Genomic DNA, 25,394 nt, shown 5'->3' with positions numbered 1-25,394 from the left:
AACGAAGATAGTTATGAATTTTTAATTTAATACTTAATGCATTTTGGTAACAATATCTATGCCATCACTTTTTAATTGCCCATCTTCCATATAAATAATGCGATCGGCAATATCAAGGATGCGGTTGTCATGGGTAACTAACAAAATCGTACAACCTTGCTCTTTAGCTAGCTTCTGCATCAACTCCACGACATCTCGCCCCGATTTTTTATCGAGTGCAGCTGTGGGTTCGTCTGCTAAGACAATTTTAGGATGACTGACTAAAGCACGGGCGATCGCTACTCTTTGCTTTTGTCCCCCTGAGAGGTTTTCTGCGTAGTAATTTACATTTTCTCCCAAACCAACGGTTTCCAGCATAGCGATCGCTATGCTATCAAGATCCTGATTGAGATACTGGTCATGTAACTCTAAGGACATCCGCACATTTTCTTTAGCTGTCAAAAAGGTCATCAAGTTATGCGCTTGAAAAATATAACCAATCTGACGACGTAGCTTGGTTAACTGCTGTTTACTAGCACCGCAGATTTCCTGACCTAATATTTTCAAACTACCAGCTTGAGCCGATCGCAGTCCACCCATCAGGGTCAACAAAGTGGTTTTTCCCGATCCAGAGGGACCCGTCATAATGACAATTTCACTAGCGTTAATCTCTAAATTAATATCAAATAATACTTGTTTTTTTAACCCACCCTCGCCAAAATAATGATTGAGGTTACTAATATTAATGACTGGTTCTAAATTAGAAAAGATGGAGTTGGAATTTACTGATGTAGATTTTGGCAACATAATATTTTGATAGCTTTAATAATGAGTTTCCAACTAGCGCTAGAACAAAACGCAAGTTATTTACTTCTGTCTACTGCCTTCTGCCTTATTGCTTAAAAATTAAAAAATGTCGGCGGGGTCAGCAGCGCGGAGTTTTCGCATAGCGATCGCCCCAGAAAAACTACACATAATTACAGTCAAAATAAAGACAGTAATTGCCCGGTCTACCTTCATGGAAATTGGTAACAATGTAGCAGCATAGGTAAGCTGATATAGCCCGAAAGAAAGGAAAAATGAGGGGAGAAAACCTAAAAAAGCTAAAAATAAGGCCTCTTGCAACAGAACTCCTAATAAATAGCGATCGCTATAACCCATTGCTTTGAGCGTGGCGTATTCTGGTAGGTGGTCGGAGACATCAGAGTAGAGAATTTGGTAGACAATTACAATCCCGACAATGAACCCAACTCCTACACCCAAACCAAAAATGAAACCAATACCAGTACCCGTTGCCCAATAAGTTTTTTCAATGTTGGCAAATCCTTCGGGAGTCAGAACTAGGACATCATTGGGTAAACCAGCTGCAAGTTGCGATCGCACTTTTTCCGGATTGGCACCAGGTTTAAGAGTAATTAACCCAACTTCAATGCGATCGGGTTTTCTGTCGGGGAATAGTAGCAGAAAGGTAGAATCACTAGTGATGACGTTACCATCAGCAGCAAAAGAAGCACCGTTACTAAACACGCCTTTGACATTGATGGCTTTGCCATTCAGTTCTGTCTGAAAGTTGCCTGCTTTTTTAAAGATAGTGCCTACATCCCCATATTCTGGACGACCTGCTTGGTCGAACAAAACTTGATATAACTGCTTAATGTCATTTTGATGTTGTTGGACTTCGGGAAATTGGAAGGCGGGTTGTGCTGGTTCGATACCCCAAACTAAGATGGCGCGATCGAGGCGTGTTTCGGGATTTCTCCACTGTCCAGTGCTGATGTAAACCGAATTTACTGACTGCACACCGTCATAACTTAATGTCTGATACAACCGTTCACGGGAAAAGCTTTTCACCGAGAACAAAGTTTGAAATTGCGGATTAATTAAAACTAAATCTGCCTTTAAGTTGCGATGGGGTTGGACGGCTGCATCAAACAATGCACTTTCAAAACCCATCTGAATAAACATCAACATATCGGCAAAGGTAATACCTGCCACTGCTACTGCTAGACGAGTTTTTTCTTTCATTAACTGCCGCCAAGCTAGCGGAGTTTTGCGGAATAATTTGGACAACATTTTGCAAAAACTCCTTAATAACTGGAGAAGTATTCAGAATTCAGGAGCCAGAATTCAGAATGGAATTAGCATAGCTTGTTAGTATCCTACTAACTTCTTCAAGTTGAAGCATTAATTCTGATGTATCACTATATCCAAGGTCATTTGAAAGAATTAGATAGTAACGGCACTATTCTAAAGAACCTTGCGAGATGTTCATAAATCGTGCTTTATCTGCGGTTCCTTTTTTCTTAAATCCTTCAGCTATATTTGCTGGAATAGAAATTGCTGCTCTTCTAAATTGGGATGTAAGTCCATATATTTCTGATTTAGGAAATTGGCCAGTCAATTGATATACTAATAAAACAAACTGATGCGATTTCTGCCACACTATCAAGTCTTGAAATGTTTTTGCTGGTTGTCTCATTTATTCTGACTCCTGAATTCTGAATTCTTACAATTAAACAAACTTTATAGTTCAATAGCTGTCTGTACCTGCAAGTTAGTCAAACCTGCAACTTGCTTGCTATCTTCGGGATTGAAGCGAATTTTGACTTCGATGACTCGGCTATCAAGGTTTTCTCCTGGTTGGTTACTAAAAACGTTTTGTCGATTCACCTGCAAGCCAATCTGTGAAACCTTACCGCGCAGTTCTCCTGTAAATGCTTGACCAGTAATTACTGCCTTTTGCCCCAGTTTCACTTTGCCAATATCAGTCTGATAAACTTCTGCTACTGCTATCATCTGGTCAGTTTGGGCAAAGTCTGCAATACCAGCATCCCCAATTTTTTCACCAGCGCGGTAATGAATTTTGAGAATTTGCCCAGCAGTTGGCGCTTTGACGTAAGCTGCTGCTAAGTCAGTTTGGGCACGTTTGAGGGAGGCGATCGCATTTTCTACTTCTGTTTGGGCTGCGGCTACATCGACGGGACGAACTTCGGCAATACTGTTAAGTGTGGCTTTGGCTTCGCTGACTTGTTTATTCCCAGTGGCGTTAATGCGGCTAAGTGCTACTTTAGCTTCTGCTAGTTGTCTGCTAGCGGTGGTGTTAATGCGGTTGAGAACTGCTTTAGCTTCATCTAGTTGCTGTTTGGTGGTTTCCACACTTAAGCGCTTAGTGTCAAATGCAGAATTAGAAATTGCCCCATCTTTATATAACTGTTGATAACGCAGGTATTCAGCTTGGGCATTGTTGAGTTCTGCTGTTAGTTTTTTAATTGTCGCTTCTTGGGCAATTCTATCTCCTTGCCATTGGGCCTCGAAGCGGGCGATCGCTTCTTGTTGGCTTTGGCGATCGCCTTGAGACTGGGCCTGTAAACGTTCCACAGTTGCTTGCTGTGCCTGAATTTCTCCTGTTTTTGCCCCTGCTTTCACTTGTGCGAGTTTAGCTTGGGCGACTTGGACTTGTTTTTGCGCTTGTAGTACAGCAGTTTGCAAGCGATCGCGTGAATCTAAAATTGCTATAACTTGCCCAGCTTTGGTACGATCGCCTTCTTGTACAAGAATTTGGGCAATGCGATCGCCATCTAATGCTAGAGGTGCAGACAACTTAATTACCTCGGCTTCTGGCTGCAATCTTCCCAAAGCAGTCACCTTTTGCACAATTGGTGTAGTTGGTATTTCAGTTGTGGCAGTGCGGCCTACTTGCCCAAACTGAGAAATAGCATAAACAACAATTCCACCTGTAATCGCAGTAGCAGCGATCGCTAATGCAATTACCCCTTGATTTTTTTGATTAAATAACAGCCTGTGATTCATTTTTCCCCTCTATCAAGCTTTAACTCTTGTGTAGCTAACGTTGGCGATCGGACCCATCAGAATCAACTGATTGTGGCAAATATGCCGTGAGCATTTTTCCTAATAAGGCGCATTGTTCTGTAAAACAAATAGTTTCATCACCCCATAGTTTTTCTAGAATTAAACCATTGACGAAACTCAACACAAAGGAAGCCAAAACTCGATCTTGAATTCCTAAGAAATCACAGGCTGCTTGCTGATATCGCTGATTGGCACGCGTCAAAACACCACTTACCTTTATTTGCTCAGAGTCTTGATGCTGACAAAAATCAACCCAGATATAAGTCCATTTAATAAAGTAATCTTCGTTTTTTACTAAGTATCTTCCTAATGCTGCCATTGCCTCTGGCAGAGGTTTTCTTCCTCCCAATTCTGCTAATGCCATTGCCACATCTTGCTGGCTGATTTCTTCTAGCAATTGTTCAAATAAAGCTTGCTTACTGGGAAAGTAATGATACAGCGTCCCAGTTGAAACTCCTAAGCCATGAGCAATTTCCCGCATGGTAATGGCACTGTAGCTTTTTTGGGCAAATAAATCGAAGCACTTGCCGAGCAGTTCTTTACGGTATTGTTCGTGGTCAACAATCTTGGGCATAACTCAGCTTATTTATATCGAACGCTCGTTATATATCAACATAAAATCTTTAGTACTGAGATGTCAAGCTACAGTTGATAACGTAGTTAATTTTCTTTTTCTAAATCAATTGAAAATCTTAAACAACAGATTCATTGCCGCGGATTTATTAAATTTAAATATGCATAATTAGTAAAAGGTGGCAACCTCCAGCAATGGAACAGCGTCTCATCTTTAGTTGTAGATGCGATTACTCCAAAACGTCAAACAGATACTAGGTGATTAGAAAATCGGCATGAAATTTCAATTTTTATTCGGCTCTTTACTTTCCCAGATTAAAGGACGACATTGGTGGGTAAGTATCCTCTTGTGGATAGCGTTGGTTGCCCCAGCTCAAGCATCTGTAATCCTGCGCATCGCCATTGAAAGGAATGTGAATCAGGTAAAAGTTGGTAGCTCTACAACGGCAACAGTCAAGGATGGTACTGGTCGGACTCTGGGTGAATTGCCAGCAATGAGTTCGTTTTATGCCCAAGCTGTTCCTGGTGGCGTGGCGTTGGATAAGTGGCAATCTGGTTTATTTTGGATTGAACCTACAGGTAAGGGATTCGTTTATATTGGCGATCGCTGGTTTCGCGGTAGAACGCTAGTTGTTGCTACAGAAAAAGGCGTCAGTGCCGTTAACTGGGTTGATACGGAGGAATATCTCTACAGCGTTATTGGTGGTGAAATGGACGCCCAGTGGCCCCAAGAAGCACTGAAAGCCCAGGCGATCGCGGCTCGTACTTATGCTTTATATGAACGGGAAAAGCAGCGCACTAATCCGATTTATGATTTAGGCGATAGCCCAGATCGCTGGCAAATTTACAAAGGTGTCAGCAGTGAATCACCTACTACCTACACCGCAGTCGATGCGACAGCTGGACAGGTACTAACTTACCAAAACAGGATTATTCTCTCAGTCTTCCACGCTTGTTCTGGAGGACATACCGAAAATGTTGAAGACGTTTGGGGCAGCAAGGAGCCTTACCTGCGTGCTGTTCAAGACTACGATCAAAATATCAAAGAGTGTAATTGGGTGAAAACCTTCTCACCTACTGAAATTAGTTCTAGGATTTCTGGTGTAGGCAATGTCACGGATATGATTCCAGAGGCTCGCTCACCATTCCAAAGTGTTAAAGTTCTAAAAATTATCGGTGACAGAGGTACGAAAGTGCTACAGGGCGAGGATGTACGTACTGCACTCAGGCTGAAGAGTACCCGGTTCAACGTTAGCAAGGGAACTGATGGTAGTTTTATCCTTCAAGGGCTGGGCTATGGTCATGCTATAGGGATGAGTCAGTGGGGGGCTTACAATCTTGCCCAGCGAGGAGCAAATTACCTACAAATTTTGGGGCATTATTACCAAGGTGTAGCCTTAACACCAATTAAAGCGAAGTAGTTAACCTCTTTAGGAAATTCCAAATTCCAAATGAATTTATTAGGGTGGGCTATTTGCTCACCTACATTGCTTGATTGCAGGTAGCAGGTTCAGTTAAGCGAAACGCAAACAAACTCACCAATAATGTTGCGACTCGTGAACATTTTTCAAAAGCACAACAACATACAAAAACGCGCTGGCAGATCGTTTGCAGCGCGTTTTAATAAAAATACATTGCCAATTAATTAACGGCGGAATCTACCGGGATCAAGGCGAACGCTATTGGGCTGGCGAACATTAGTTTGGCTATTGGAACGGGAACGAAGTGCTACACCATTCTTCAGTCCACTAGCATTACCGCCATCTTTGCGATCGAGGAAAGGTTTGAGATTGATACCACTTTTAGATGAAGAAACTCGATTACCACCTAGAAGTGTGCGACCTATGTTATATAAATCACCTACTCCGCTTTGATTGTTGCGATAGGTGTTAACGGCGATGGTTTGCTGTCCACTGTCAGCAGTGGTTAAGTTTTGGAAGATGCTATTGCGAACAACATAGGGGTCTTTGTCACGGGGTACGGTCAGTACAATTCGACAGGTTGAATTAGCTTCAGTTGTGACGCAGACAATATTCTCGTTATTTTCTCTGGCTATCTGGAGTTCTTGCAAGCCATCTGGACGATACATTTCTAAGCGTTGGGCAATTGTTGCACAGCGCTTTTGTGGGTCCCAGCCACCACCCAAAGTCGCAGGTGCGGCCCAAGGAAAATATTGACCTTGTTGGCTTTGCGGCTGATACATCACGGTATATTGACCGTTATACAACTGACAACTAAACCGAGTCGTACCATCAGCCGTGGGAGAAGATGTTGTGCTTGTTTGTGTACCTGTTGGTATTGGTATACCTGTTGGTGTTGATGAGCCTGTTGAATCTGTTGGTACGACAACGCCACCAGAACTATCAACTTGGGCAAATGCTACAGAATTGCCCAAAAAACAAGATAAACCTAAACTACTCAAAAGAACAAACTTCAGCGCTTGCGATGACATAAATCATCCTCAGTGGGAAATAGGTAGAGATATTGATAGACTAAGTGACGAAAAATTTTGTTTTTAGTTCATCGAGAATGCTGCTTTTTTTCTTCTTGTTCTTTTTTCTCTTTAAGTAGCTGTTTTACCTTGGCTCTAATTTGCGTGTGACGTTCTACACCTTCATAGCTGTAACGGTTGTAGCTGCTATTGGTAATCATATTTTCTAAATAACTGACTCGCTCACTACCTCCAGGGTGAGAAGATAACCAACTCAGAGGAGCATTTTTCTGTTGTTTTTCTAGTGTCACCATCAAATTTCGCAAGCCATCAGCAGCATAACCAGTAGCGACAATGAGGCGCGTACCCAGGATATCTGCTTGACGTTCCATGTCGCGGCTGTAACTCAGTGCCGAAAGTTGACCGATAATGCCGCCTAAAGGTATATACTGCGTGACATTAGAGACGAGGTTACCTTGAGTAATTAGTTGAAAACCATGAGATAAAACTACATGGGATAATTCATGGCCAATTAACCCAGCCAATTCTGCTTCTGAATTTGTTTTAGCGATCGCACCTGCATTAATAAAGATTTTCCCTCCTGGCAGAGCAAAGGCGTTGAGGTTTTCTTCGGGAACTACAAAAAATTCGTATTTAAACTCATTGCGTCCGGCTGCTTTAGCTAGTTTCTGTCCGATTTCATTAACGTAGGCGACAACTGTTTCATCGTTAATTAGTTTTAGTTGTTGTTTCGCTTGCTTGGCTACCGATTCTCCAATCGATTCTTCACCACGTAGCAGCATGATCGTAGAGTCAAGGGCAGAAAAGGGGCCAAATAAACTGCCAGTCACAGCGTAACCTATTGCACCTGTGAGAATATTAGCGATCGCATTGCCTCTAATTTCTGCTTGAATATGGCGTTTGTAACGTTTAAGATGAACTTCTGCTAAGTTGGTAAACTCTGGTGCTTGCGGATCTTTGGAGTTGAGAATGGCAAATTGACGCGCCGCCAAAGAAGCTTCCATCCATTTTTTTGCTTCTGCAAGTGCTGCAACTCTAGCTTTAGTTAATTCCGGTTGATCTGCATAAAGTGAAGATGCCCGTTCTAATATATCTAATGCTTGTTGAGGGCGATCGTATTGTTTCAAGATTTCCGCAAATCTGATATGTCCGGGGATAAATTCTGGATACTGCTCAACCAATAGTTGCAGTGGTACTAAAGTCCTTGATTGCAGCTTCTTGACTATCCCCGCTTCTGATTCTCGCCAGTATACCTTACCTCCTGGAGATAGTTGCGTTGGGTCAACAATTGCGGCTTTCCGTTCTTGAGGTTTAGTTAGTTTGGCAAAAGGTGCTTTTACCTCCCGATAAATTTTTTCCGCGTCTGCAATTTGTCCCGCTAGATAAAGCTTGTCTGCTTCGATAAATTTTTGCTGACGAGCAATTTCTTCAGGAGTAGGTGCTGGTTCCGCAGCTACATCTGGCTTTTTTGGCTCTGCGACTTCCGGTTTGGGTGTGGGTGTTGTTTCTGGGATGACAACTGGCTTTGGCGTATCAGTTGTATTAGGGGTTGATGAGCGTTGCAGTACTTCTGGTAGCTTTTGTTCTGTATTTGCAGCAGGTTCTTGTGCGGGAACGGGTGCTGTAGGCTGTGTCAGAATAATTAAAATCGATGTTCCAAATGACAGTAACACCCAGTTCAAGGTTAGCAGCAGAGACTTCCTAGTTCGTTTCATGCTGGGTTTCACTTATGTAAAAGGTTATTATTTAAAATACCTCTAAAGGCGGGGGTGTTTTTACTCAAAAACTCTAAAAAACTAACAAAAGACTATTTGATGGACTTCGCTCATCACAGATCAGAGAAAGCCATCAAAAAAGCTGATGTGGACTGCAACAAGTTGGACTTCTTTCGCTAGTCTTATCGCTGAAGCTGTCCCATTTCTCGTACTAACCGCACTGCTAAAGGATCGTTAATCCAGCGCTCTGGCTTTTCGCTTTTGATAGTACCTTTGATATCCATTACCAAAGCTGTACTACAAGCCTCATCTTTAACTTTAAACTCTTGGTTTAAAGCAGTCTTATTATCTATTACTTAGAACTAAAATAATTAAGTTTTCGTAACATTAAAATATTCTTATTTTTACTATAGTAATCTGGTTTAATTATTGAAAAACTTCCGTAGAATTTAAGCTTAATTGTAGGGTGGGCAATGCCCACCATATCCGTGTTTTGGTCGGCAATGCCTAACGCCCTACCCTTCTCGTGCGGAGACGCTACGCGTAGCTTGCTTCCCCTTAGGGGTACGGGAACGGCTAGCCTTCTCCTGCGGAGACGCTACGCAAACGGCAACGCCCAGGGCGAGGTTGCAAGTTGGTGATACAGCACAATTATTGTCAAGTTGGCTTAAACCTGATTTGATTTGCTTCTAGGTAAATGATTTGGTTTTTTAACCCTTGAGCTTCAGTAGTAGTCAATCCTTTCCATTGCTGCTGTGCTTGTTTTACACTTGGCACTGGTTTTAGCACGCCTGCTAGATCTAGGGTCTGCCCTTTTTTCACGACAACTTTGTTCTCAGCAGTTCCCGCATCTAAATTAGAAGCTAAAACCACAAATACTCGTTGATTATTACTTGAACCAACCCAGAAAGTGCGATCGCCTACTACACTTTGAACATTTACATTTGTAAACTGTACTGGTCTATTTACAAGTGTTTGTTTATTTGCGTTGCTAATTACTAATACGTCTGTGATTGGTTCAGTCTTAACAATAGTTGTTACTTGCGGGCTAGGGCTAACGACAACGGTAGTTGTTGGTTGTGGTGTAGCGGTAACGGTAACCGTTGCTTGTGGCGTAGGAACAACAACAACATCAGGTTGCTTTGGTTCGGGAGCACAAGCAGTCACCCCACTTACAAACACTGTCAAAAGCGCTGCTTTACTCAGCCATGACTTTTTACTGACAAAATTTCCATCGCTTTGCATGATGCTTAAACCGTACTTGTGACTATACATTTGACTATTAATATGCTTAATCCTGAGTTGATTTAGCTATTAAAGGGTATCTCATTTAAGACTTATAAAAATCTCACGCCGAGATGCTCCAGGCATATAAAAAAAGCTGGTATCACCTTTATATGCTTACTTTAAATAATTACAATACAATTTCGCTTCTATCTAATGGAAGAGTATAATGCAAAGGCGATTCCAGTATTTTTGTGCAGTGCGATCGCTCTAATTAACTCTGATGAAAATGCTTTTGTAACATAACCAGCCATGCTTGAACAGCAGATTTTAACTTTGCTCTTTCAGCCTCTTTAAGACCTTGAGGATCGAAGCGATCGCGGTAATGTATTTCAACTAGCGATGTCAAATCCTCAATTAAATCTGAGCTAGGTAATTCTTCTTTCAGCCTGTTCATCCAGTTTTTTAAAGACTCTGAAGGGTAACGGCTCAAACCTAACTCATTTAATCTTTTTTCAATTAAATAAAATTCATAATCTTTTTTTGCAAAATCAGCTTTAGCTACTTGTTTAGCTAATACATGCTTTGTAGATAAACGGCGAACTTTATTTTTTGAATTAAACTTCCACAACCGCAGAAATACCAATGGCAAAATTAGCCACCACCCATACTTAAATAGATTGCTAACTAAGCCGGAACGTAACCAGCTTGAGAGTTTGAACCTAAAAAACGACCATAAATCAGAGATAAATGCCAATTTGGAAGCATTTGCATTCTCAAGATTAGCCCAATCAGCAGGTGTGGTATCAAAGGCTTGCCATCGACCATTTATATATGCCAATGTCCAAGCATGAGCATGGCGACTACGAACTATATATTGGTTCTCTAATGGGCTAAATTCGTGAACCGAATACCCCACAGCATAACGGGCTGGTACACCAGCTGCACGTAAAAGTAGCGTGGTTGCAGTGGCAAAATATTCACAGTGCCCAGCGCGAGTTTGCAGTAAAAATGTTGATAAAGGCGTTGATTGCTGATTTTTACCTGTAAGTTTTAAGGAATAACGGAAATTTTTTATAAAAAAGCTATCCACAAGCTGTAAGATAGCTTGGGGCGATTTTCCTGTAATATCTAATTGGTTAATAACTTGATTTATTGCCTCTCTTTCGGGTTTGGCGATTTGCAAATCTTCTTCTGTTGGTGAGCTATCCAAAGAAAGACTTTTATTAAACAAGATCCGGTAAGCGATCGCACTATCTTTTCCTTCTACTTTTACCGTACCATATTTATTTTTCTCCATTTGGCTAACTGGCAATTCATCAATTTCAAATGTTCCATCAGCCAACCTTAATAAGCCTTTTCCTTGATTCAGCGTTGCAGAAATTGTAAGTGTTGAGTTATCGGCAGGTCTACTTCCTAAACGCCAAATTTTACCGTTTATATCAGGTTGTACAGCAGTAAAAGTAGAATTAGATGCTACCCAAAAAGCAGATTTATACTTATCATAAGTTGCTTCTTTTAGCAGCCCAGGAGAAACTTTTGGAGTATTAGACGCTACCCGAAAAATAATCTCATTTGACTGCTTTAATACTCCAATCTCACCGATACTCGTTTGTTTTGTTGTTGAGTCTGTTAATTGCCCAATACTATTAGTATTGCTTAACCATGCCACAACAGTATCCTCTAACTTCTGTTGAAGTTGATACACACCTATTTGTCCGATAAAACCAAGACTTCCAGCAATTAGAATTAGACACAGCCAGATAACAGGCGAAAAGCGTTGCGATCGGATAAACCAAAGGGCAATACTTGCAAGTATAAACATCCCAATATAAAAAGAGATATCCCTAGTATTAGCGGCTCCAGCAGATAAAATACAGAGTGCAAAATAGGGATACCTTAAATTAATAATGACGCGGTTTGATTCTGCTTTTATGACATTTTTTAGTGAGACAAACAGTGTGCGAATATCAATACTTTCATTTACAGAGTATGTTTGAGCAGCCAGCAGTGGAAAAAATACCAATGGAAACCACTGCAACAGATTATAGACTAGATAAATTGAGCGATTAGTAGTAAAAAGAGAAACAAGTACAATAATCAGAATCATCAAACACAAATTCGCAATGCGTCGGAAATCATCATCAGAGAAATCCCACCGCGAGTTAATCAAGCGATATCCTGCTAAAATCACAGCCATTGGTATGGCAAAAACCCACATTCCTGTCTGCCAACCCCAAAAGATTAAAGCAGCGCTAAGGAGAAGTACTGGCGGTTTCATATAGCTATCCTAATTTCATTCTTGAACTTACTCGTAGAGGTAGGGAACAGGGAAAAGAAGGAAAATAAAGTTTAAAAAAATGATATGATGTCCGACAAATCACCCTTAATATGTCATTGCGAGTGGAATGAAACGACGCAATCGCAACGTTTTTGGGATTGCTTTCTTAGGGTCGCAATGACGGTTATTTGAACGTACATAATATGAAATAGGAGTTTCATATATGCATTAGCTCCTCTTGGATTTTGCCCAAATTTAAAATATGGAATTTTGTTAGTTGATCGTTCATAGAGTTTGAATCAAAATTATCTAATTTGCCTTCTTTATCTGTAATGATTAACACTAAGGTATGGATACCCATGCTCTTGAGATAATTAACTAACCTTTTCCGATCTTCGTCCCAACACAGAAAGATACATATACAGCCACTCAACAAAGATAGTTTCTCAATCACTACTGGAATAATAGAATCAAAGGATTTGTCTCGACAGGCAACAACAGATGCAAGAATTTCCAGCATTTTGTCAGCATGGCTCAGTCCTCTACCAAAGGTAAAACAATAAGCTTCGTTACCAACAAACATCAAATCTAATAATGATTCTTGGGTTTGAACTTCACAGGCTAATGAAGCTGCAATTGAGATTGCTTCTTCTAAAATTTCACTATAATTAACGCTTTGAAATGTATCTAAAATCAATGCGTGTCGGACAAAAAACTCATCCTGTTCTTCTTTGACAATTGGCTTACCGACTTTTGCCCAGCTTTTCCAGTGAATTTTTCGCAGCGAATCTCCCGGACGATAATCACGCAAAGACCTAAATTCCTCTGAATCACCAACAGAAGAAGCTAACGCTACACCACCAGATTGATGTTTCTTTACGCCAGGAAGTTGAACTGGTGGCAGCTTATATAACTTCGGTAAAATTAATAAAGAATGTGGTAAAGAAATAGTTGCACAAGCATTAAAAAGTCCAAAAGGATCGGGTCTAGCTACTGTCATACCTGTAAGCCGAATAACACCTCTTTGGGTAGGGATGATTTCACCAATAACTTCTGTTTTGCTATTAGGCGCAAGGTTAGGTAAATCTAGCGGGAAAGCTCTAGCACATTGTTTGCGAGAAATTAACCAAAGCCAACGATCGTATCCAAAAGCTTGAGTAAATGAATTTCGCCTAGCTCTTCTAGTTTCAAGCGCTTCTAAGAAATCTTTAAAATTTGGGCGGGGATCGGCAAAATTTTCAAATAGTTTTAGACATTTTTGAATCTTGTTGCTTTTGTTATGAATTACAATTTTGTACTTCAGTTTCACACCCACAGTTGCGAATCTGGGTAGACTACGATTAGCACTAAAACGGTAGCGAAACAGTAGGCTGGAAACTATAGATATGATGAGAATAGATAATAGAAACGTAAATATCTGATAGTTCATGCTTTCATTGCTAGACCCTGTTAAAGCCGCCGCGATCGCTAATAATGAAACAACCATTCCACTAACAGTAACCCGTCTTGTTAGCTTGCGTTGAATGCCATAACTGATATAGAAAAGACGATAAACAAAAAGTTTCATCTTGCAAGTTTGCTATCAAACTGGAACAGGAACAGATTTGAGGATATCTTCAACAACACTTGTGGCGGTTCTACCAGAGAAACGCGCTTGCGGTTCCATAACTAGGCGATGAGCAATTACAGATACCGCAAGTTCTTGGATATGTTCTGGTGTGACAAATTCATAGCCATCAAACAAGGCTAATGCTTGAGCAATTTTCATTAAAGCAATAGAAGCTCTTGGGCTAGCCCCTAATTGCACACCTTGTGCAGACCGAGTAGCATTTACAATATCTACTAGGTAGCATTTCAAATCTTGAGAGATCCGAACTTTTTTGACCTGCTGTTTTAAAGTAATTATGTCTTGCAAGTCAATGCAAGGTTGAATTGTATCAATAGGGTGTTGTTGGATTTGGTCTGAAAGCAGATTAACTTCGTCTTCCGGTGATATGTATCCCAAACTAAACTGAAGTGCAAAGCGATCCATTTGGGCTTCTGGAAGGGGATAAGTACCACGCGATTCCACCGGGTTCTGAGTAGCGATCACAAAAAACGGGTCTTTAAGTTTTCGCAAATTCCCATCAATGCTGACTTGGAACTCTGCCATAGCTTCTAGTAGTGCAGATTGGGTACGCGGTGAAGCCCGATTAATCTCGTCAGCCAAGACAATATGGGCGAAAATAGGGCCTTCATGGAAATGAAAGGTACGTTCGTTTGGCTCGAGCATCGAAATGCCCAAGATATCCGAAGGCAAAAGATCTGGTGTAAATTGAATGCGCTTGAAACTTACATCTACAGAGTATGCTAAAGCTTTTGCTAAGGTGGTTTTGCCGGTTCCGGGATAATCTTCTAGCAGCACGTGTCCCCCACTAGCAAAGGCTGACAGCAATTTCCTAATTGCTGCTGATTGTCCTTTGATTACCTTTTGAATATTGTTAAAAATTCTTTGATAAATTTCTTTGCTGGGCAACTCATGAGTTTTTGGGTAAGAATTCTCCATTTTCCTTCATCACACAGAATGTCATGAAGTTAATGTACCCATTTGCCACATATAACTTTGTGTCCTTCTCTGCGTCATTGCGAGTGAAACGATGCGATCACTAGGTTGTTGGGATTGCTTCTCTACGGTCGCAATGACGGTTATTTGAACTGAAATGATATGAATTAACGTGAATTCGACAAACCTCACCCACCCAACCTCCCTTTCCTGCGAGGAGAGAAAGGAGCAACGAAAAATTAGGCTTTTCGCTCCCCTCTCCTACTAGGCTACGGTGTACACACAAGTCTAAAAATCTTACCCTGCTTCGTTTTCATCTGGTAGGGTGCGTTATGGACGACAGCCCTAACGCACCGAAAATCTTCGATGGTGTGTGCGATGCTGTGCGGTGCGTTAGCCTACGGCATAACACACGCTACAAAAAACTATTTGCCGAAAGTGGATGCACCCCACTGCAACTGCCTCCAGAATATTATTGGCTGGCAAAAGCTAAGTCAGTTTCAATGAACTTTGCACCTGTTAGGTTAGCCCCACTTAAGTTACAAAAGTGAAACTTTGCTCCTCTTAGATCTGCTAGCGCTAGATTTGCTCCTGTTAAATCTGCATGAGTGAGGTTAACTTCACTTAAGTTTGCCCTAGTTAGATTCGCCCCTCTCAGATTTGCTTGTTGCAAGTTTGCCTGAGTTAGATTTGTCCTGACTATTTCTGCTCCTCTCAAGTCGGCTCCACTTAAATTAGTTTCACTGAGGTCTGCTGCTGTTAAATCAGCTTGACTAAGATCGGCTTCATTCAGTACAGCCCAACTCAACTTTGCATAACTTAAATTAACCTGATTCAGCTTCATTGATGTCAGCACTGCATATCTCAAGTTTGCATTAATAAAATTCCTTTCTCCAAGTGCATAACGTCGCAAAAGTTCATCAGTTGTTAATCTTGCTAAAACAGCTTTTGCAGCGCCTTGATAACACCATGTAGCTTCTGATAGTTTGGCAGCAGTGTTAACAGCTACCTCATCACATTGGTCTATTACTACTCCATTACAGCCATCCCACTGCCCATTTAGCATCAGGGCAATATCACTAGCAGCAGCTATTGAATCAAATAGTAAAATAGATTGTTTTTGCCGTTTTAAACATCTATCTAAGGTAATTAATATAATATTTTTCATTTAGCTTTTAAGTTTCATTTGGACAATAAATTCTGACACCGACCTAATAGACAAATCGAGGTCATAGTACTATTGTATGCATTTAATGATTAGAGAATTAAACTGGAGTCAAATTCACTCTGAAATTACCAAATGCTATAAGCGCGTCTTCAGTCCAAACTTATTCTCCAGAAACCTTCAAGCGGATTGGACTGTTGCATTTGGTCACTACTGCTGCCAATCCAATCATTGTCATACACCAACCCAACACTGAAATTTCTATTTATAGGAAATTGTCCTAGTTTACCAAAGCCTACAATATTCTTAGAATCAGTTATCACCTGCTGGTTCAACTGTATGGTTGTTTGGCTTCCATCAGCAAAATATATCGTAGCTCGTCTATTCTTAAAGCTTACTTGAACATTGTATATTCCACCAGTTCCATAATAGTAAGCTTTTGCAGGTAGCTTTTGTCCATCAATATTCTGCCCATTGATCTCAACTGCGATCGCAGGCGTGCTCAACAGAAACAAAGCAGGTAGAACTAACCCTAAGACTTTCATGGGTTTACTAACAATCGCTTTTTATCAACCTATTTTTAACTTTAAAACATAAATTTAATCTTGGGGCTAATCAGCGATCGCAACTTATCCCAAGTTTATGTAAGGTTGCGCTATATTCGCCCTCGACTGGAAGCCTGGGGCTACAAAAACAAAGCCCACCTACCCTTCTCCTGCGGAGACGCTACGCGAACGGGAACGTCTTTGATGAACGTGGGCTAATTAGATGCATTTTCATACAAAAACGGTATTACCAAAATAGAGGTTGAACAGTCAAATCTTTTAGGGTAATGGTAAAATTACGCTGTTCAGTTGTAGCAATGAATGCGATAACTGCCTCACACGCCACAGCAACAGTTAACATTACCAAATTTCGCGCTAGAGGATAATCACAGACATCATCATTCGCATCGGAAGGAACGCGATAAACTTCATTCCAAATCACTTCTGCATAATCGGCTGCTAGCCCAACATGAAGACATGGAATATTGAATTGATCGGCATAATCCTTAACTGCTTGACGTGCCAAGCTGTTGTCAAAGACATCAACAATTAGCTGGCTGTCTTTGAGTAGTTGAGTTGTATTTGCTGATGTTAACTCCTTTGTCTTAGCATCAACTTTAGTACCAATTGCTCGGTATAAATTATTTGCCAAGATTTTTGCCTTAAATGCTCCGACATCAGAACGGTAGTAAGGCTGGGTAGAAAGATTACGCTCCTCAATGCGATCGCGATCAATGACTGTAAGTTTGTCAAAACCAGATCGAGCCAAGTTTTCCGCAATGTTAGCTCCTAATGCCCCAGCCCCACAAATGGTTACAGGATAATCTTTGAGCTTTGCCATCACAGCATTGCTACGGTAAAGCTGTTCGTGAAAAAAGATGCTCATTGTCCTCACCAATCTTGTTGTTCCATCACACCCACTAAGGATTGCAAGTCAAAATCGCGATCGCGTCCACTCAAACAAATGCCAGAACTGACAACAGTCAAATCAGTTTTAGCGATCGCACTACTGTGGCGAACACCATCAGCAGTTGTCCAATCAACTGTCCAGTAATCACCGCGATCGTGAAATTGGCGTAATTCACCGCCGCCTTGTTGTAATGCTTTTCTCAGTCGCTTTTCATCCTGTTGAGGTTGAGCAAATCCCTCAATCCGCCGAGTTGCTAATTCATACACTGTGCGGATTTCTGGAGTAATACCCTTAAACTGCAATTCCTCAGCAGGAGTAAGTTGCTTAACAGCAGATTGCAGAGTTTCCACAATCTCCGGATCGGTACGGCGATCGATTTCCTCAAACCAGCAGGATTGTCCATTCCAACGGGCGATAATTTGCTCAAAGACAACACCCTCAGTCACCAGATGCACTGCGATCGGTTTGACTACCTTCAACCGTTGACGCATATCTACTTCATTCACAGGGTAAGCTAACCAAGTTTTTCCTTGCAGTTTGTGTGCTAACCGCAGCCGTATTTGGGGAAAGTGTTGCAAGTATTCTGCAATTTGGGGTAAGTCGGCTTCTTCCACAACTGTTGCTGTCTTCGCATCCACAGGCTGAAAGATACCCCAACCTTCAAATTTACTAGGCTTTGGTGTGAAGGTATAGATCATTCCAGCTACCCGTGTGCGAACTCGTCCACCCTTAACACAAGGGGCGATAAATTGAGTTGCACACAACTGTGCTTCTGCACTAGCAATTTGGTTGATTAGCTTACGGATGTCAGTCATAGCTCACGCAAAGGCACATTGCTTAATAAATAAATGCAAATGTGGCTGCTGTATTACAGTAATTCCACGGCCCTTTATAAAAATATTATTGCCAGTCCAAAACTCTACCTTTTTTTGTCCACTAATACTCTGGCTTGTTTCAATGCTATAAATTTCTTTTATGCATTTTCCAGTAGCAAATGAAATTAAAAGTTCAAACCATGCAAAATAAGTATTATATGGAATTTCTTCATCGACATTGTTTTTATCTATAACTTTCAATATCATTTCTGCGCTTAATATTTCAGCATCTTTATTACCTATAGATGTAGAGATAAGACTGAATTCATATTTATTATCTAGAAAAGGAGTTGAAAAATTGTATAATACTTCTAAATTAGAAATACCATATATATGTTCTAATGTTTCTCCTTTAATAAATTTAGGATTATAGTCAATATGTAAATTACTTAATCTAACTAAATGTTTTTGAGTATTTACCTCGGCAGATTCTTGCGTATCACTGTTTCTAAAAGTAACAGTAAAATTAGCATCTGCAATATTTGCTTTTATAGACCATTCTTCAAAGCTTTTTCCCTCAATTATGTAATCACCTTCATAAGGAGACTGAACTAAATCTTTTTCAAGTTCATCTAACTGAAAAAAGAATAAATCCTCAAATGCTTTATCTTCTTTAACATTGGTAGATATTTTAACTTTATATACTGGTACAGACTCAGAAAACTTTTTATTATTTAAATTTTCATTTGTAGTTGCATCAATCTCAATAAAAACACTTCCATTTTTATAACAGTGAATAATACCAGTGAAATTCACAATTGGGTACTCATCTTTTTCATGCAGCTTCTTCAAATTACCAACAAAGCTAAACTGTTTCTGGATTTCCATATTTTTGCCTTTTTTATTTGAAGTGCTATCTGCTGAATTAGCATTGCTCATCAGACTTAATAATGAGCAATGCCATATTCTAACCTTACTTATCGTCTCGCACTGGCAACGGCATATCCAGAATCTCCATCAGCAAATCCAGACGAGAGGGACGTGTTAGGAGTGGAACGAGGTTTGGCAAGCTGTAGTAGTCGCCCTCGAAAGTGAAGGTTTCTACAGGTGCTTGCTGCTGCTTCAGTTGGCTCTCCAACCAGTTGTAATGAGTACCTACGCGGACAATCACAACATTGGGTATTACTGCCAACTCTCGGCAATAGGTCTTGTAGACTTCACTGAAGTAAGGAGTACCATTCTCGCCTTCATCCGTGACTATGATGATTTGGTCAACTACCTGCTTTTTCTTGCGCATTGCTTCCAATGCACAGCCGATACTAGTACCACCACCTGCCTTAATGTGCTGGAAGGCACGCTCCCAGTCGGTCAACTCTTTACCCTGTGCGGTGACGGGGTAAGGAATGGTATCGAAGGCGTAGACAAATAGTTCTGCCTGGGTAATACCAGAGATGAGAGCAGCAAGTTGCTTACCAACTGCGATCGCATTCTCCATTGAGCCGGACTTGTCAACCAGTAGGGCGGTTGGACGAGCGATCGCACCACGTCTTTTCACCTGCTCGTTAGTCACTTTTTCCAACTTTGCAACGGTGTCTGCGTCTAAATCTGCTGCGTCTGCGGCAATCTGTGCTTTGAATGCAGCCACACGCCCATTCTTAGATGCTTCCTCCAGCTTGGAATCAATCAGCTTTTTGACTTCTGGGTGATCCATTGCACCTCTCGCCTGGAGTGACTTGAGGTTGTTGATTACTTCCTGAGGAGTCATGCTGTTGATTAACGCCACCAACACAACTGGTGTGAGTTGCTTGATTGCACCGATCGCGATCGTGTAAGGAATGTGGAATTCCACAATTAGCCGTGCTTGTTCTGCGGCACTTTCTGCCTTAGCAAGCTGCTTCAGGATATCTGCCAACGAACCAGCTGGCGGAGTATCGCGGAACAAAATCGCATTTGCTCGCTCATTCGGCTTGATGTGCAGCGAAGCATACAGGTGCTTCATCGCTTTACGACCTCGCAAAGCAGCGCGATCGAATAGAGCCGGATTGCTTTCTCGCGCCTTCAGGTAACGGCGCACCGCAGTACGAGCCGAACGAGGCAGCTTATTCTGTTGCTGCTTCATGAAGTCAACCACACGAGCCACCTGATAGGGTGGAAACTCTTGCAGCATGATAAATCCAGCATCTCGGTGTTCAATCAAATTGCTCGTGAGCAAGTGAGCAACGAATACTTCTTTGTGGTCGCGGACATCGCCATGACGCTGATACCAAACTGCCAGGTGTCCGTAGAAAAGGGGATCTAATTCAACAATTAACTTGTGAATTTCTGCGACTTGCTCAAGCTTGCGATGAGGAGTTGTGAGCAAACTGTTGAGCATTTCCAGGCGCAGGTCACGTTCTGCGGTATTCATGATAACCTCCTCTAGTTGTAATGGATGAGGAGGCAGATGTTGCACGCGGGGCGATCAAGTCACCGCGCAAGTTGTAGAAGCATTGTGTATAACTGATTCAGAGTTATGTAAGCTTCTGCGATCGGGGCGCGGCAACAACTGCCAATTAATAAATTTGATCTAATTTATTTGTGAAATTCTCTATCTGTTTTCTTCTCTTCGCTTCCTTCTCTTCTCTACGAGAGGCTGCGCCCTAAGCGTAGCTATGCCGAAGGCTTTACGAGACGCTTCGCGAACGCGCCTTTGCGGTACCCTGCGGGAAGCCGCGAACGCGTCTACGTTTAAAAAAGAATCTCACGCAGAGACGCAGCGAAAAGTCGGAGCGCCGGCTTCCGGCGATCTGAACTTTTCAAGACAGAGGCACAGAGAAATAAACATCGAAATTATATGAGAGAAACGACTGCTCCTGTTTCCTCTAGCTGTTGCTTGAGAATTTCAGCCGCTTCTCGATCCAATCCAGCTTGCACCACTTGCGGAAGAGAGTCCACAAAGTCTTTTGCTTCTTTCAGTCCCAGTCCAGTCACCGTGCGGATGACCTTGAGTAAGGCAATCTTTTTCTCTGCTGGAACCGATACCAACAAGACATCAAACTCCGTCTGAATCTGTGGTTGAACCTCATCTTCATCATGTTTATCAACCCGAATGAGCTTCGGTGTGGAAATATCAACATTGAAGGTTGCTTCAATCTGCTTCACCAATTGAGCAGTTTCGTTGACAGTTAAAGACTTGAGTTGTTCTAAAATTTCTAGGGTTTTCACAGACATGGCAACCTCCAATGAGTTGCGATTAACTCATAATTGTTAATTAATAAAAGCACTTCGTGCAAGTTGAAAAAGCTGTTGATTCACACACAGGATTTGAACCTGTAATAGCTTGATCTTAAGTCAAGTGCCTGTTCCAATTCGGCTAGTATGTAAGCTTTTCCGGTTAGGGCACGAAGTGAAGATTTTACTCTTTAGAAAGTTGATTTAAAATAAATCGAATCTCTTTCTTATTACACTGCTGTTTACTAGCAGCGTAAATTTTTCGACCTCTATAAGTTGCGCTAGAACGGTGAATTAAACCTTTGAAAATATCCATCACATAATCAGTTGGTGGCGGTGGAAAATCTTCATAGGTAATTAGATACCAAATATCGTTCAGTTTGTGGTATTGATGATAATCATCAACAATCAAAACATCGGTTTGTTCCGGCTTTCGCTTCGGTTTTCGAGGTACTTTCGCGACTGCACAAAGAATTCCAGTTTGAGGATGGATATAGAAGCGATCGCGGTAACTCCCATTTAACTGAAGTTGATACCCTCGGTAAGGCTTGCTATAAAGTCCACCATCAATTATTTCTACATGACGTTCAACGTAATCCCACACATGATCGATAACGTGCTGTCCTGCCATTGTGCTGGGATCTAATCGTTGACACAATTCGCTGTAAACGTCATTCCACGGCTGTCCGACTTTCGAGCGCAAAAACCGACGCAGAGGACCGAGATGATCTGAAAGATGCTTGGATTTGTTTGTGGCTTTAATCAGGTAAGGATTGAACAATCCATCCTGACTGGCTTCCTCGGTGATTTTGTCTAACTGCTTTTTAAAACCTGTCAGCTTTTTGAGACTTATTCTTCTCCCACCGCGAGGACGCTCAATTACAATTTCGCTCAAACGATGTTCGCTCATAACTCATGTTGTTTAAAGATAGTTTTACTGATTGAGTTGTGATTACAAATGAGTTAGCGGACATCATTGAACTCACCTCCATGTGATTGAGTTAAGGTTGTAGATAAATACAATTTAAATAATAGTAATTCCGCGCAAGTTAGCAAAGCAGTTTTCACAATTGCCTTTACCATTTTGGCTACGCTCCCATCAAAGGGAGCGACAGGAGTTGAACCTGCATATCCATTGCTGGATGGTGTGTAGGCTTTACAAGTTAGGGCGCGGAATTAAGTCTTAAATGATTCCGTGCAAGTTGAAGAAGCTTTTTACAGCACGGCCGCTCTTACCAAATATTGGCAGTGGGCACGCACGCTAAATCTGCAAGAGACTTAGAAATCGTGCTTCGCTAGCTCGATCGCTCGAATTTTACTACCTTAGGACCGTTATCAATGTGTATGTATGCTTCTTCTGTTAGGGCACGGATGATTACGCATATTAACCATAAACTGCTTCCGGACGAACTATCAAATCACCACTAGGGCGGCGATCAATTATGTAAGCAGAGAGGCGATCGCTATTGACATCTAAATGCCGCGCAACCTGCTCCTTTACTGCCACATCATTCATGCCTGCTGCAATTCCTAGTTGTGTTTCTGCAACATCAACAGAACGTCCTTCAAATCGAATATGAACCATGACAATCACCTCTTTTTCAAATACTAATTACTATTAGTGGATCTGATCGGAATTGAACCGATACCCTCCCTGTGAGAGTTGCACTCACACCTCATGCGAGTTGAAAAAGCTGTGGTAACACACGCAGGAATCGCACCTGCAACTTATCGTTTAGAAAGCGATCGCTCTACTGTTGAGCTAGTATGTAAGCTTTTTCTGTTAGGGCACAAGTGACATCCGGGATCTCTACCGTTAGAGCTACAGACCCAAGTTTGCGTGATTGCGATGCTCTAATTGAGGTCATTGCAACTTCAATCAAAGTCAAAGCAAGTGGAGCCGTTGGGAATTGAACCCAAATCCTGCAACCGTCCGTTTGTTGGTTTCGGAGCAGTCAAACGCCAATCGCGGCCCCAAAAGTGGGCAATACTCATGAGAGTTGTTAAGCTTTTCTCCCAAACAGTGGCATCTATGCAGTTGTCAAGGTTCTGAGAGGTTTTACTTTTGCTTCTTGAGGAAGCTTGTTTGTTCATACTACATTTGTAATACAAAGGCTACATAATGTCAAGGGGATACTACAAACTTTTTGGGAAGTGAGAAATTGTTAGCCAGCGAGGAGATAAGTACCTAAACAAAATTAATTACAGATTCTCTATGCTGTTCCCTGTTCCCCGTTCCCTGTTCCCTTAACTGCTATATATCACCAGATAGAAGATGAGTGAGGTAGGTGATGATAGGTTAAGAGCATGAAAAGCAGCTAAAACCCTCATTGTGAATAAGTCAGTATTAATTGCCCTTGCTCTATTAGCGTCTACAATGCTGTCGCCAGTTAATCAAGCGGGTACTGCTCAAGGTTCAAGTAATTATGCTCTCAAAATGTCTTCATTCAATCTCAGTTCCCACAAATGGAAAAACCGGGTGCTACTAGTCTTTGCACCGTCGGTTGATAACCAAGCCTATCAGCAGCAGATACAGCTATTACAAGAGCAAAAAAGCGGTTTTGCAGATCGGGATTTGGTTCTCGTAGAAATTCTGGTAACAGATGAGAGCTATGCCAACGGACAGCCAATAGATGAGTCTGCTGCTGCCAAGTTGCGCGATCGCTTTGGGATTGACAAAGAAAATTTTCGCGTCATTTTGGTGGGCAAAGATGGTGGCGTTAAGCGCACTGATGTGACCCCAGTTCAAGCCACAGCAATTTTTGCGGAAATTGATGCTATGCCCATGCGGCAGCAAGAAATGCAAAATAAAGGCGGAAATTCACCTTAATTGCCTAAATATACAGCTTAGAGAATAAATCTGATGATCACTGTCCACCATTTGAACAACTCCCGTTCTCAGCGTATACTCTGGCTGCTGGAGGAACTCGGCATCGAGTACGAAATCAAGCGCTACGAGCGGGACCCGAAAACCATGTTAGCACCAGCGTCGCTACGCAAGGTACATCCGCTAGGCAAGTCACCAGTGATTACCGACGGTGCGCTGACCCTGGCGGAATCTGGTGCCATCATCGAGTATTTGGTTGAACGCTACGGTAGCGGACGCCTGATTCCGGCTTTGGGTACACCGAATCGACTGCGTTACACCTACTGGCTGCATTACGCAGAAGGCTCGGCAATGCCTCCACTGCTACTGAAGCTTGTCTTCGACCGCATCGAGAATGAACAAATGCCCTTTTTCGTGCGGCCAATCGCTCGAGCGATCGCCGAACGCGTCAAGAGTTCGTTTATTGAACCTCAAATCGCGCAGCACCTAGATTATCTGGAAGCGGAGCTAGGAAAAAGCACATGGTTTGCTGGTAACGAATTCACAGCGGCTGATATCCAGATGAGCTTCCCTTTAGAAGCGGCTGCTGTGCGAGCAGGACTGGATGCGAGCCGTCCGCAACTCATGGCGTTCTTAGATCGTATCCATACACGTCCAGCTTACCAGCGTGCGCTTGATCGCGGTGGTGCTTACGAGCTTTCGAGTTAAATAAAAAACTGATGTATTATATTATACTAATTAATTAAGTATTTAAGTAAGGCTTGACAAGTAGAAATGTCTATCTGCTTGAAGACTACAAACCTCAAATGGCTTTACCAGCAAACTATATTTTGGCAACTTGCTATAAGAGCGATAAACTAAGGAAAATTTCTTGAGGAAGTTATTGATGGCAAAAACAAATGGGGCAAAAACTGAAACATCTGCACAAGAATCGCCCGCAGACAAAGACACTGAGGACACGGCGGCAGTAAAAGATTCGTCTGAACCAGTGGAAGTAACCCAGGATATTGACGAGATCTTGAACTCACTAAAAAGCTTGCTGAGTGCCTTAGAAAAGCTGCAAAAAGTCCGGCAGGAAGTGGGTGACGTCAAACCTTTGATCGGGCGAGTACTAGATGGAGAACTAATTGCTGGTGAAGAGCTTGAACAACTAAAGGCAGGCGTAAGCGGTCTTACTCGCCTCGTTCGTGCTTATAGCGACCATCAAGCAGCACTGACTAAAGCACAACCGGCTAGAAACCTTTTAGATCAAGTGCTAAAAGAGGGTCATGCAGCATAAGCTAATC

The 25,394-nt window shown here is 41.8% G+C and carries 24 protein-coding genes, 1 tRNA gene and 1 pseudogene; 4 read left to right on the top strand and 22 right to left on the bottom strand.

What is annotated here, in order from left to right:
• Positions 1-33 precede the first annotated feature (33 nt).
• The 5 genes and pseudogenes from BV372_RS30490 to BV372_RS30470 all read right to left on the bottom strand — a co-directional run bounded on the left by BV372_RS30490 (position 34) and on the right by BV372_RS30470 (position 4,423).
• Positions 34-786 (bottom strand): DevA family ABC transporter ATP-binding protein, encoded by a 753-nt coding sequence (locus BV372_RS30490; protein WP_086690602.1) that lies wholly within the window; start codon positions 784-786, stop codon positions 34-36.
• 99 nt (positions 787-885) lie between these two features.
• Positions 886-2,052, bottom strand: a complete 1,167-nt coding sequence (devC, locus tag BV372_RS30485) for an ABC transporter permease DevC (RefSeq protein ID WP_086690600.1) — start codon at positions 2,050-2,052, stop codon at positions 886-888.
• 40 nt (positions 2,053-2,092) lie between these two features.
• A pseudogene (locus BV372_RS30480) lies at positions 2,093-2,458 on the bottom strand (four helix bundle protein).
• Between the two features lie 44 nt (positions 2,459-2,502).
• A complete protein-coding gene (locus tag BV372_RS30475; RefSeq protein ID WP_086690599.1) occupies positions 2,503-3,789 on the bottom strand; it encodes an ABC exporter membrane fusion protein in 1,287 nt (428 codons plus the stop codon).
• A gap of 34 nt (positions 3,790-3,823) precedes the next feature.
• Positions 3,824-4,423: a TetR/AcrR family transcriptional regulator gene (locus BV372_RS30470; RefSeq protein WP_086690597.1), complete on the bottom strand. Its 600-nt coding sequence runs from the start codon at positions 4,421-4,423 to the stop codon at positions 3,824-3,826.
• Positions 4,424-4,697: 274 nt separating this feature from the next.
• On the opposite strand from BV372_RS30470, the gene BV372_RS30465 reads away from it, so the two are divergent.
• Entirely contained in the window at positions 4,698-5,843 is a 1,146-nt protein-coding gene (locus BV372_RS30465; RefSeq protein ID WP_086690595.1) for a SpoIID/LytB domain-containing protein, read from the top strand.
• A gap of 224 nt (positions 5,844-6,067) precedes the next feature.
• On the opposite strand, the gene BV372_RS30460 is transcribed toward BV372_RS30465, so the two are convergent.
• From BV372_RS30460 to BV372_RS35620, 17 genes are all read right to left on the bottom strand, one after another.
• Entirely contained in the window at positions 6,068-6,874 is an 807-nt protein-coding gene (locus BV372_RS30460; RefSeq protein ID WP_086690593.1) for a COP23 domain-containing protein, read from the bottom strand.
• A gap of 68 nt (positions 6,875-6,942) precedes the next feature.
• A complete protein-coding gene (locus BV372_RS30455; RefSeq protein ID WP_086690591.1) occupies positions 6,943-8,589 on the bottom strand; it encodes a M48 family metalloprotease in 1,647 nt (548 codons plus the stop codon).
• Positions 8,590-9,246: 657 nt separating this feature from the next.
• Positions 9,247-9,864 (bottom strand): hypothetical protein, encoded by a 618-nt coding sequence (locus BV372_RS30450; protein WP_086690589.1) that lies wholly within the window; start codon positions 9,862-9,864, stop codon positions 9,247-9,249.
• Between the two features lie 223 nt (positions 9,865-10,087).
• Positions 10,088-12,094, bottom strand: a complete 2,007-nt coding sequence (locus tag BV372_RS30445; protein WP_086690587.1) for a transglutaminase domain-containing protein — start codon at positions 12,092-12,094, stop codon at positions 10,088-10,090.
• Positions 12,095-12,311: 217 nt separating this feature from the next.
• Positions 12,312-13,661, bottom strand: coding sequence for a DUF58 domain-containing protein (locus BV372_RS30440; RefSeq protein ID WP_086690585.1), 1,350 nt, complete (start codon positions 13,659-13,661; stop codon positions 12,312-12,314).
• Positions 13,662-13,676: 15 nt separating this feature from the next.
• Positions 13,677-14,639 (bottom strand): MoxR family ATPase, encoded by a 963-nt coding sequence (locus tag BV372_RS30435; protein ID WP_086690583.1) that lies wholly within the window; start codon positions 14,637-14,639, stop codon positions 13,677-13,679.
• Positions 14,640-15,108: 469 nt separating this feature from the next.
• On the bottom strand, positions 15,109-15,804 hold the full coding sequence (locus tag BV372_RS30430; RefSeq protein WP_086690581.1) for a pentapeptide repeat-containing protein: 696 nt from the start codon (positions 15,802-15,804) through the stop codon (positions 15,109-15,111).
• 149 nt (positions 15,805-15,953) lie between these two features.
• The gene (locus BV372_RS30425) at positions 15,954-16,346 is read right to left on the bottom strand and encodes a hypothetical protein (protein WP_086690579.1); all 393 of its coding nucleotides are present in this window, start codon (positions 16,344-16,346) and stop codon (positions 15,954-15,956) included.
• 247 nt (positions 16,347-16,593) lie between these two features.
• Positions 16,594-17,232 carry a ThiF family adenylyltransferase gene (locus BV372_RS30420; protein ID WP_086690577.1) on the bottom strand — a complete coding sequence of 213 codons (639 nt, stop codon included), beginning with the start codon at positions 17,230-17,232 and terminating at the stop codon, positions 16,594-16,596.
• A gap of 5 nt (positions 17,233-17,237) precedes the next feature.
• Positions 17,238-18,071, bottom strand: a complete 834-nt coding sequence (locus BV372_RS30415) for a hypothetical protein (RefSeq protein ID WP_086690575.1) — start codon at positions 18,069-18,071, stop codon at positions 17,238-17,240.
• Positions 18,072-18,074: 3 nt separating this feature from the next.
• Positions 18,075-19,010, bottom strand: a complete 936-nt coding sequence (locus tag BV372_RS30410; RefSeq protein WP_086690573.1) for a hypothetical protein — start codon at positions 19,008-19,010, stop codon at positions 18,075-18,077.
• 34 nt (positions 19,011-19,044) lie between these two features.
• Complete coding sequence (locus tag BV372_RS30405) at positions 19,045-20,478, bottom strand: VWA domain-containing protein (RefSeq protein WP_086690571.1); 1,434 nt, start codon at positions 20,476-20,478, stop codon at positions 19,045-19,047.
• A 422-nt stretch (positions 20,479-20,900) separates the two neighbouring features.
• Positions 20,901-21,281, bottom strand: a complete 381-nt coding sequence (rplL, locus tag BV372_RS30400) for a 50S ribosomal protein L7/L12 (RefSeq protein WP_086690569.1) — start codon at positions 21,279-21,281, stop codon at positions 20,901-20,903.
• Between the two features lie 81 nt (positions 21,282-21,362).
• Positions 21,363-21,433 (bottom strand) — tRNA-Leu (locus BV372_RS30395).
• A 32-nt stretch (positions 21,434-21,465) separates the two neighbouring features.
• Positions 21,466-22,191, bottom strand: coding sequence for a hypothetical protein (locus BV372_RS30390; protein WP_086690567.1), 726 nt, complete (start codon positions 22,189-22,191; stop codon positions 21,466-21,468).
• 474 nt (positions 22,192-22,665) lie between these two features.
• Positions 22,666-22,866 (bottom strand): hypothetical protein, encoded by a 201-nt coding sequence (locus BV372_RS30385; RefSeq protein WP_086690565.1) that lies wholly within the window; start codon positions 22,864-22,866, stop codon positions 22,666-22,668.
• 290 nt (positions 22,867-23,156) lie between these two features.
• The gene (locus BV372_RS35620) at positions 23,157-23,375 is read right to left on the bottom strand and encodes a hypothetical protein (protein ID WP_143845392.1); all 219 of its coding nucleotides are present in this window, start codon (positions 23,373-23,375) and stop codon (positions 23,157-23,159) included.
• A gap of 238 nt (positions 23,376-23,613) precedes the next feature.
• On the opposite strand from BV372_RS35620, the gene BV372_RS30375 reads away from it, so the two are divergent.
• From BV372_RS30375 to BV372_RS30365, 3 genes are all read left to right on the top strand, one after another.
• Entirely contained in the window at positions 23,614-24,111 is a 498-nt protein-coding gene (locus BV372_RS30375; protein ID WP_179198292.1) for a DUF4174 domain-containing protein, read from the top strand.
• Positions 24,112-24,144: 33 nt separating this feature from the next.
• On the top strand, positions 24,145-24,816 hold the full coding sequence (locus BV372_RS30370; protein WP_086690561.1) for a glutathione S-transferase family protein: 672 nt from the start codon (positions 24,145-24,147) through the stop codon (positions 24,814-24,816).
• A gap of 178 nt (positions 24,817-24,994) precedes the next feature.
• A complete protein-coding gene (locus tag BV372_RS30365; protein WP_086690559.1) occupies positions 24,995-25,387 on the top strand; it encodes a hypothetical protein in 393 nt (130 codons plus the stop codon).
• The last annotated feature ends 7 nt before the right edge of the window (positions 25,388-25,394 follow it).

Source organism: Nostoc sp. T09 (assembly GCF_002154695.1).
Lineage (GTDB): Bacteria > Cyanobacteriota > Cyanobacteriia > Cyanobacteriales > Nostocaceae > Aulosira.
This window is presented reverse-complemented; position numbering and strand designations above follow the sequence as displayed.

Coding starts and splice junctions, on each gene's coding strand:
- BV372_RS30490 (WP_086690602.1), bottom strand. CDS start 786: ATGTTGCCAAAATCTACATCAGTAAATTCCAACTCCATCTTTTCTAAT.
- devC (WP_086690600.1), bottom strand. CDS start 2,052: ATGTTGTCCAAATTATTCCGCAAAACTCCGCTAGCTTGGCGGCAGTTA.
- BV372_RS30475 (WP_086690599.1), bottom strand. CDS start 3,789: ATGAATCACAGGCTGTTATTTAATCAAAAAAATCAAGGGGTAATTGCA.
- BV372_RS30470 (WP_086690597.1), bottom strand. CDS start 4,423: ATGCCCAAGATTGTTGACCACGAACAATACCGTAAAGAACTGCTCGGC.
- BV372_RS30465 (WP_086690595.1), top strand. CDS start 4,698: ATGAAATTTCAATTTTTATTCGGCTCTTTACTTTCCCAGATTAAAGGA.
- BV372_RS30460 (WP_086690593.1), bottom strand. CDS start 6,874: ATGTCATCGCAAGCGCTGAAGTTTGTTCTTTTGAGTAGTTTAGGTTTA.
- BV372_RS30455 (WP_086690591.1), bottom strand. CDS start 8,589: ATGAAACGAACTAGGAAGTCTCTGCTGCTAACCTTGAACTGGGTGTTA.
- BV372_RS30450 (WP_086690589.1), bottom strand. CDS start 9,864: ATGTATAGTCACAAGTACGGTTTAAGCATCATGCAAAGCGATGGAAAT.
- BV372_RS30445 (WP_086690587.1), bottom strand. CDS start 12,094: ATGAAACCGCCAGTACTTCTCCTTAGCGCTGCTTTAATCTTTTGGGGT.
- BV372_RS30440 (WP_086690585.1), bottom strand. CDS start 13,661: ATGAAACTTTTTGTTTATCGTCTTTTCTATATCAGTTATGGCATTCAA.
- BV372_RS30435 (WP_086690583.1), bottom strand. CDS start 14,639: ATGGAGAATTCTTACCCAAAAACTCATGAGTTGCCCAGCAAAGAAATT.
- BV372_RS30430 (WP_086690581.1), bottom strand. CDS start 15,804: ATGAAAAATATTATATTAATTACCTTAGATAGATGTTTAAAACGGCAA.
- BV372_RS30425 (WP_086690579.1), bottom strand. CDS start 16,346: ATGAAAGTCTTAGGGTTAGTTCTACCTGCTTTGTTTCTGTTGAGCACG.
- BV372_RS30420 (WP_086690577.1), bottom strand. CDS start 17,232: ATGAGCATCTTTTTTCACGAACAGCTTTACCGTAGCAATGCTGTGATG.
- BV372_RS30415 (WP_086690575.1), bottom strand. CDS start 18,071: ATGACTGACATCCGTAAGCTAATCAACCAAATTGCTAGTGCAGAAGCA.
- BV372_RS30410 (WP_086690573.1), bottom strand. CDS start 19,010: ATGAGCAATGCTAATTCAGCAGATAGCACTTCAAATAAAAAAGGCAAA.
- BV372_RS30405 (WP_086690571.1), bottom strand. CDS start 20,478: ATGAATACCGCAGAACGTGACCTGCGCCTGGAAATGCTCAACAGTTTG.
- rplL (WP_086690569.1), bottom strand. CDS start 21,281: ATGTCTGTGAAAACCCTAGAAATTTTAGAACAACTCAAGTCTTTAACT.
- BV372_RS30390 (WP_086690567.1), bottom strand. CDS start 22,191: ATGAGCGAACATCGTTTGAGCGAAATTGTAATTGAGCGTCCTCGCGGT.
- BV372_RS30385 (WP_086690565.1), bottom strand. CDS start 22,866: ATGGTTCATATTCGATTTGAAGGACGTTCTGTTGATGTTGCAGAAACA.
- BV372_RS35620 (WP_143845392.1), bottom strand. CDS start 23,375: ATGAACAAACAAGCTTCCTCAAGAAGCAAAAGTAAAACCTCTCAGAAC.
- BV372_RS30370 (WP_086690561.1), top strand. CDS start 24,145: ATGATCACTGTCCACCATTTGAACAACTCCCGTTCTCAGCGTATACTC.
- BV372_RS30365 (WP_086690559.1), top strand. CDS start 24,995: ATGGCAAAAACAAATGGGGCAAAAACTGAAACATCTGCACAAGAATCG.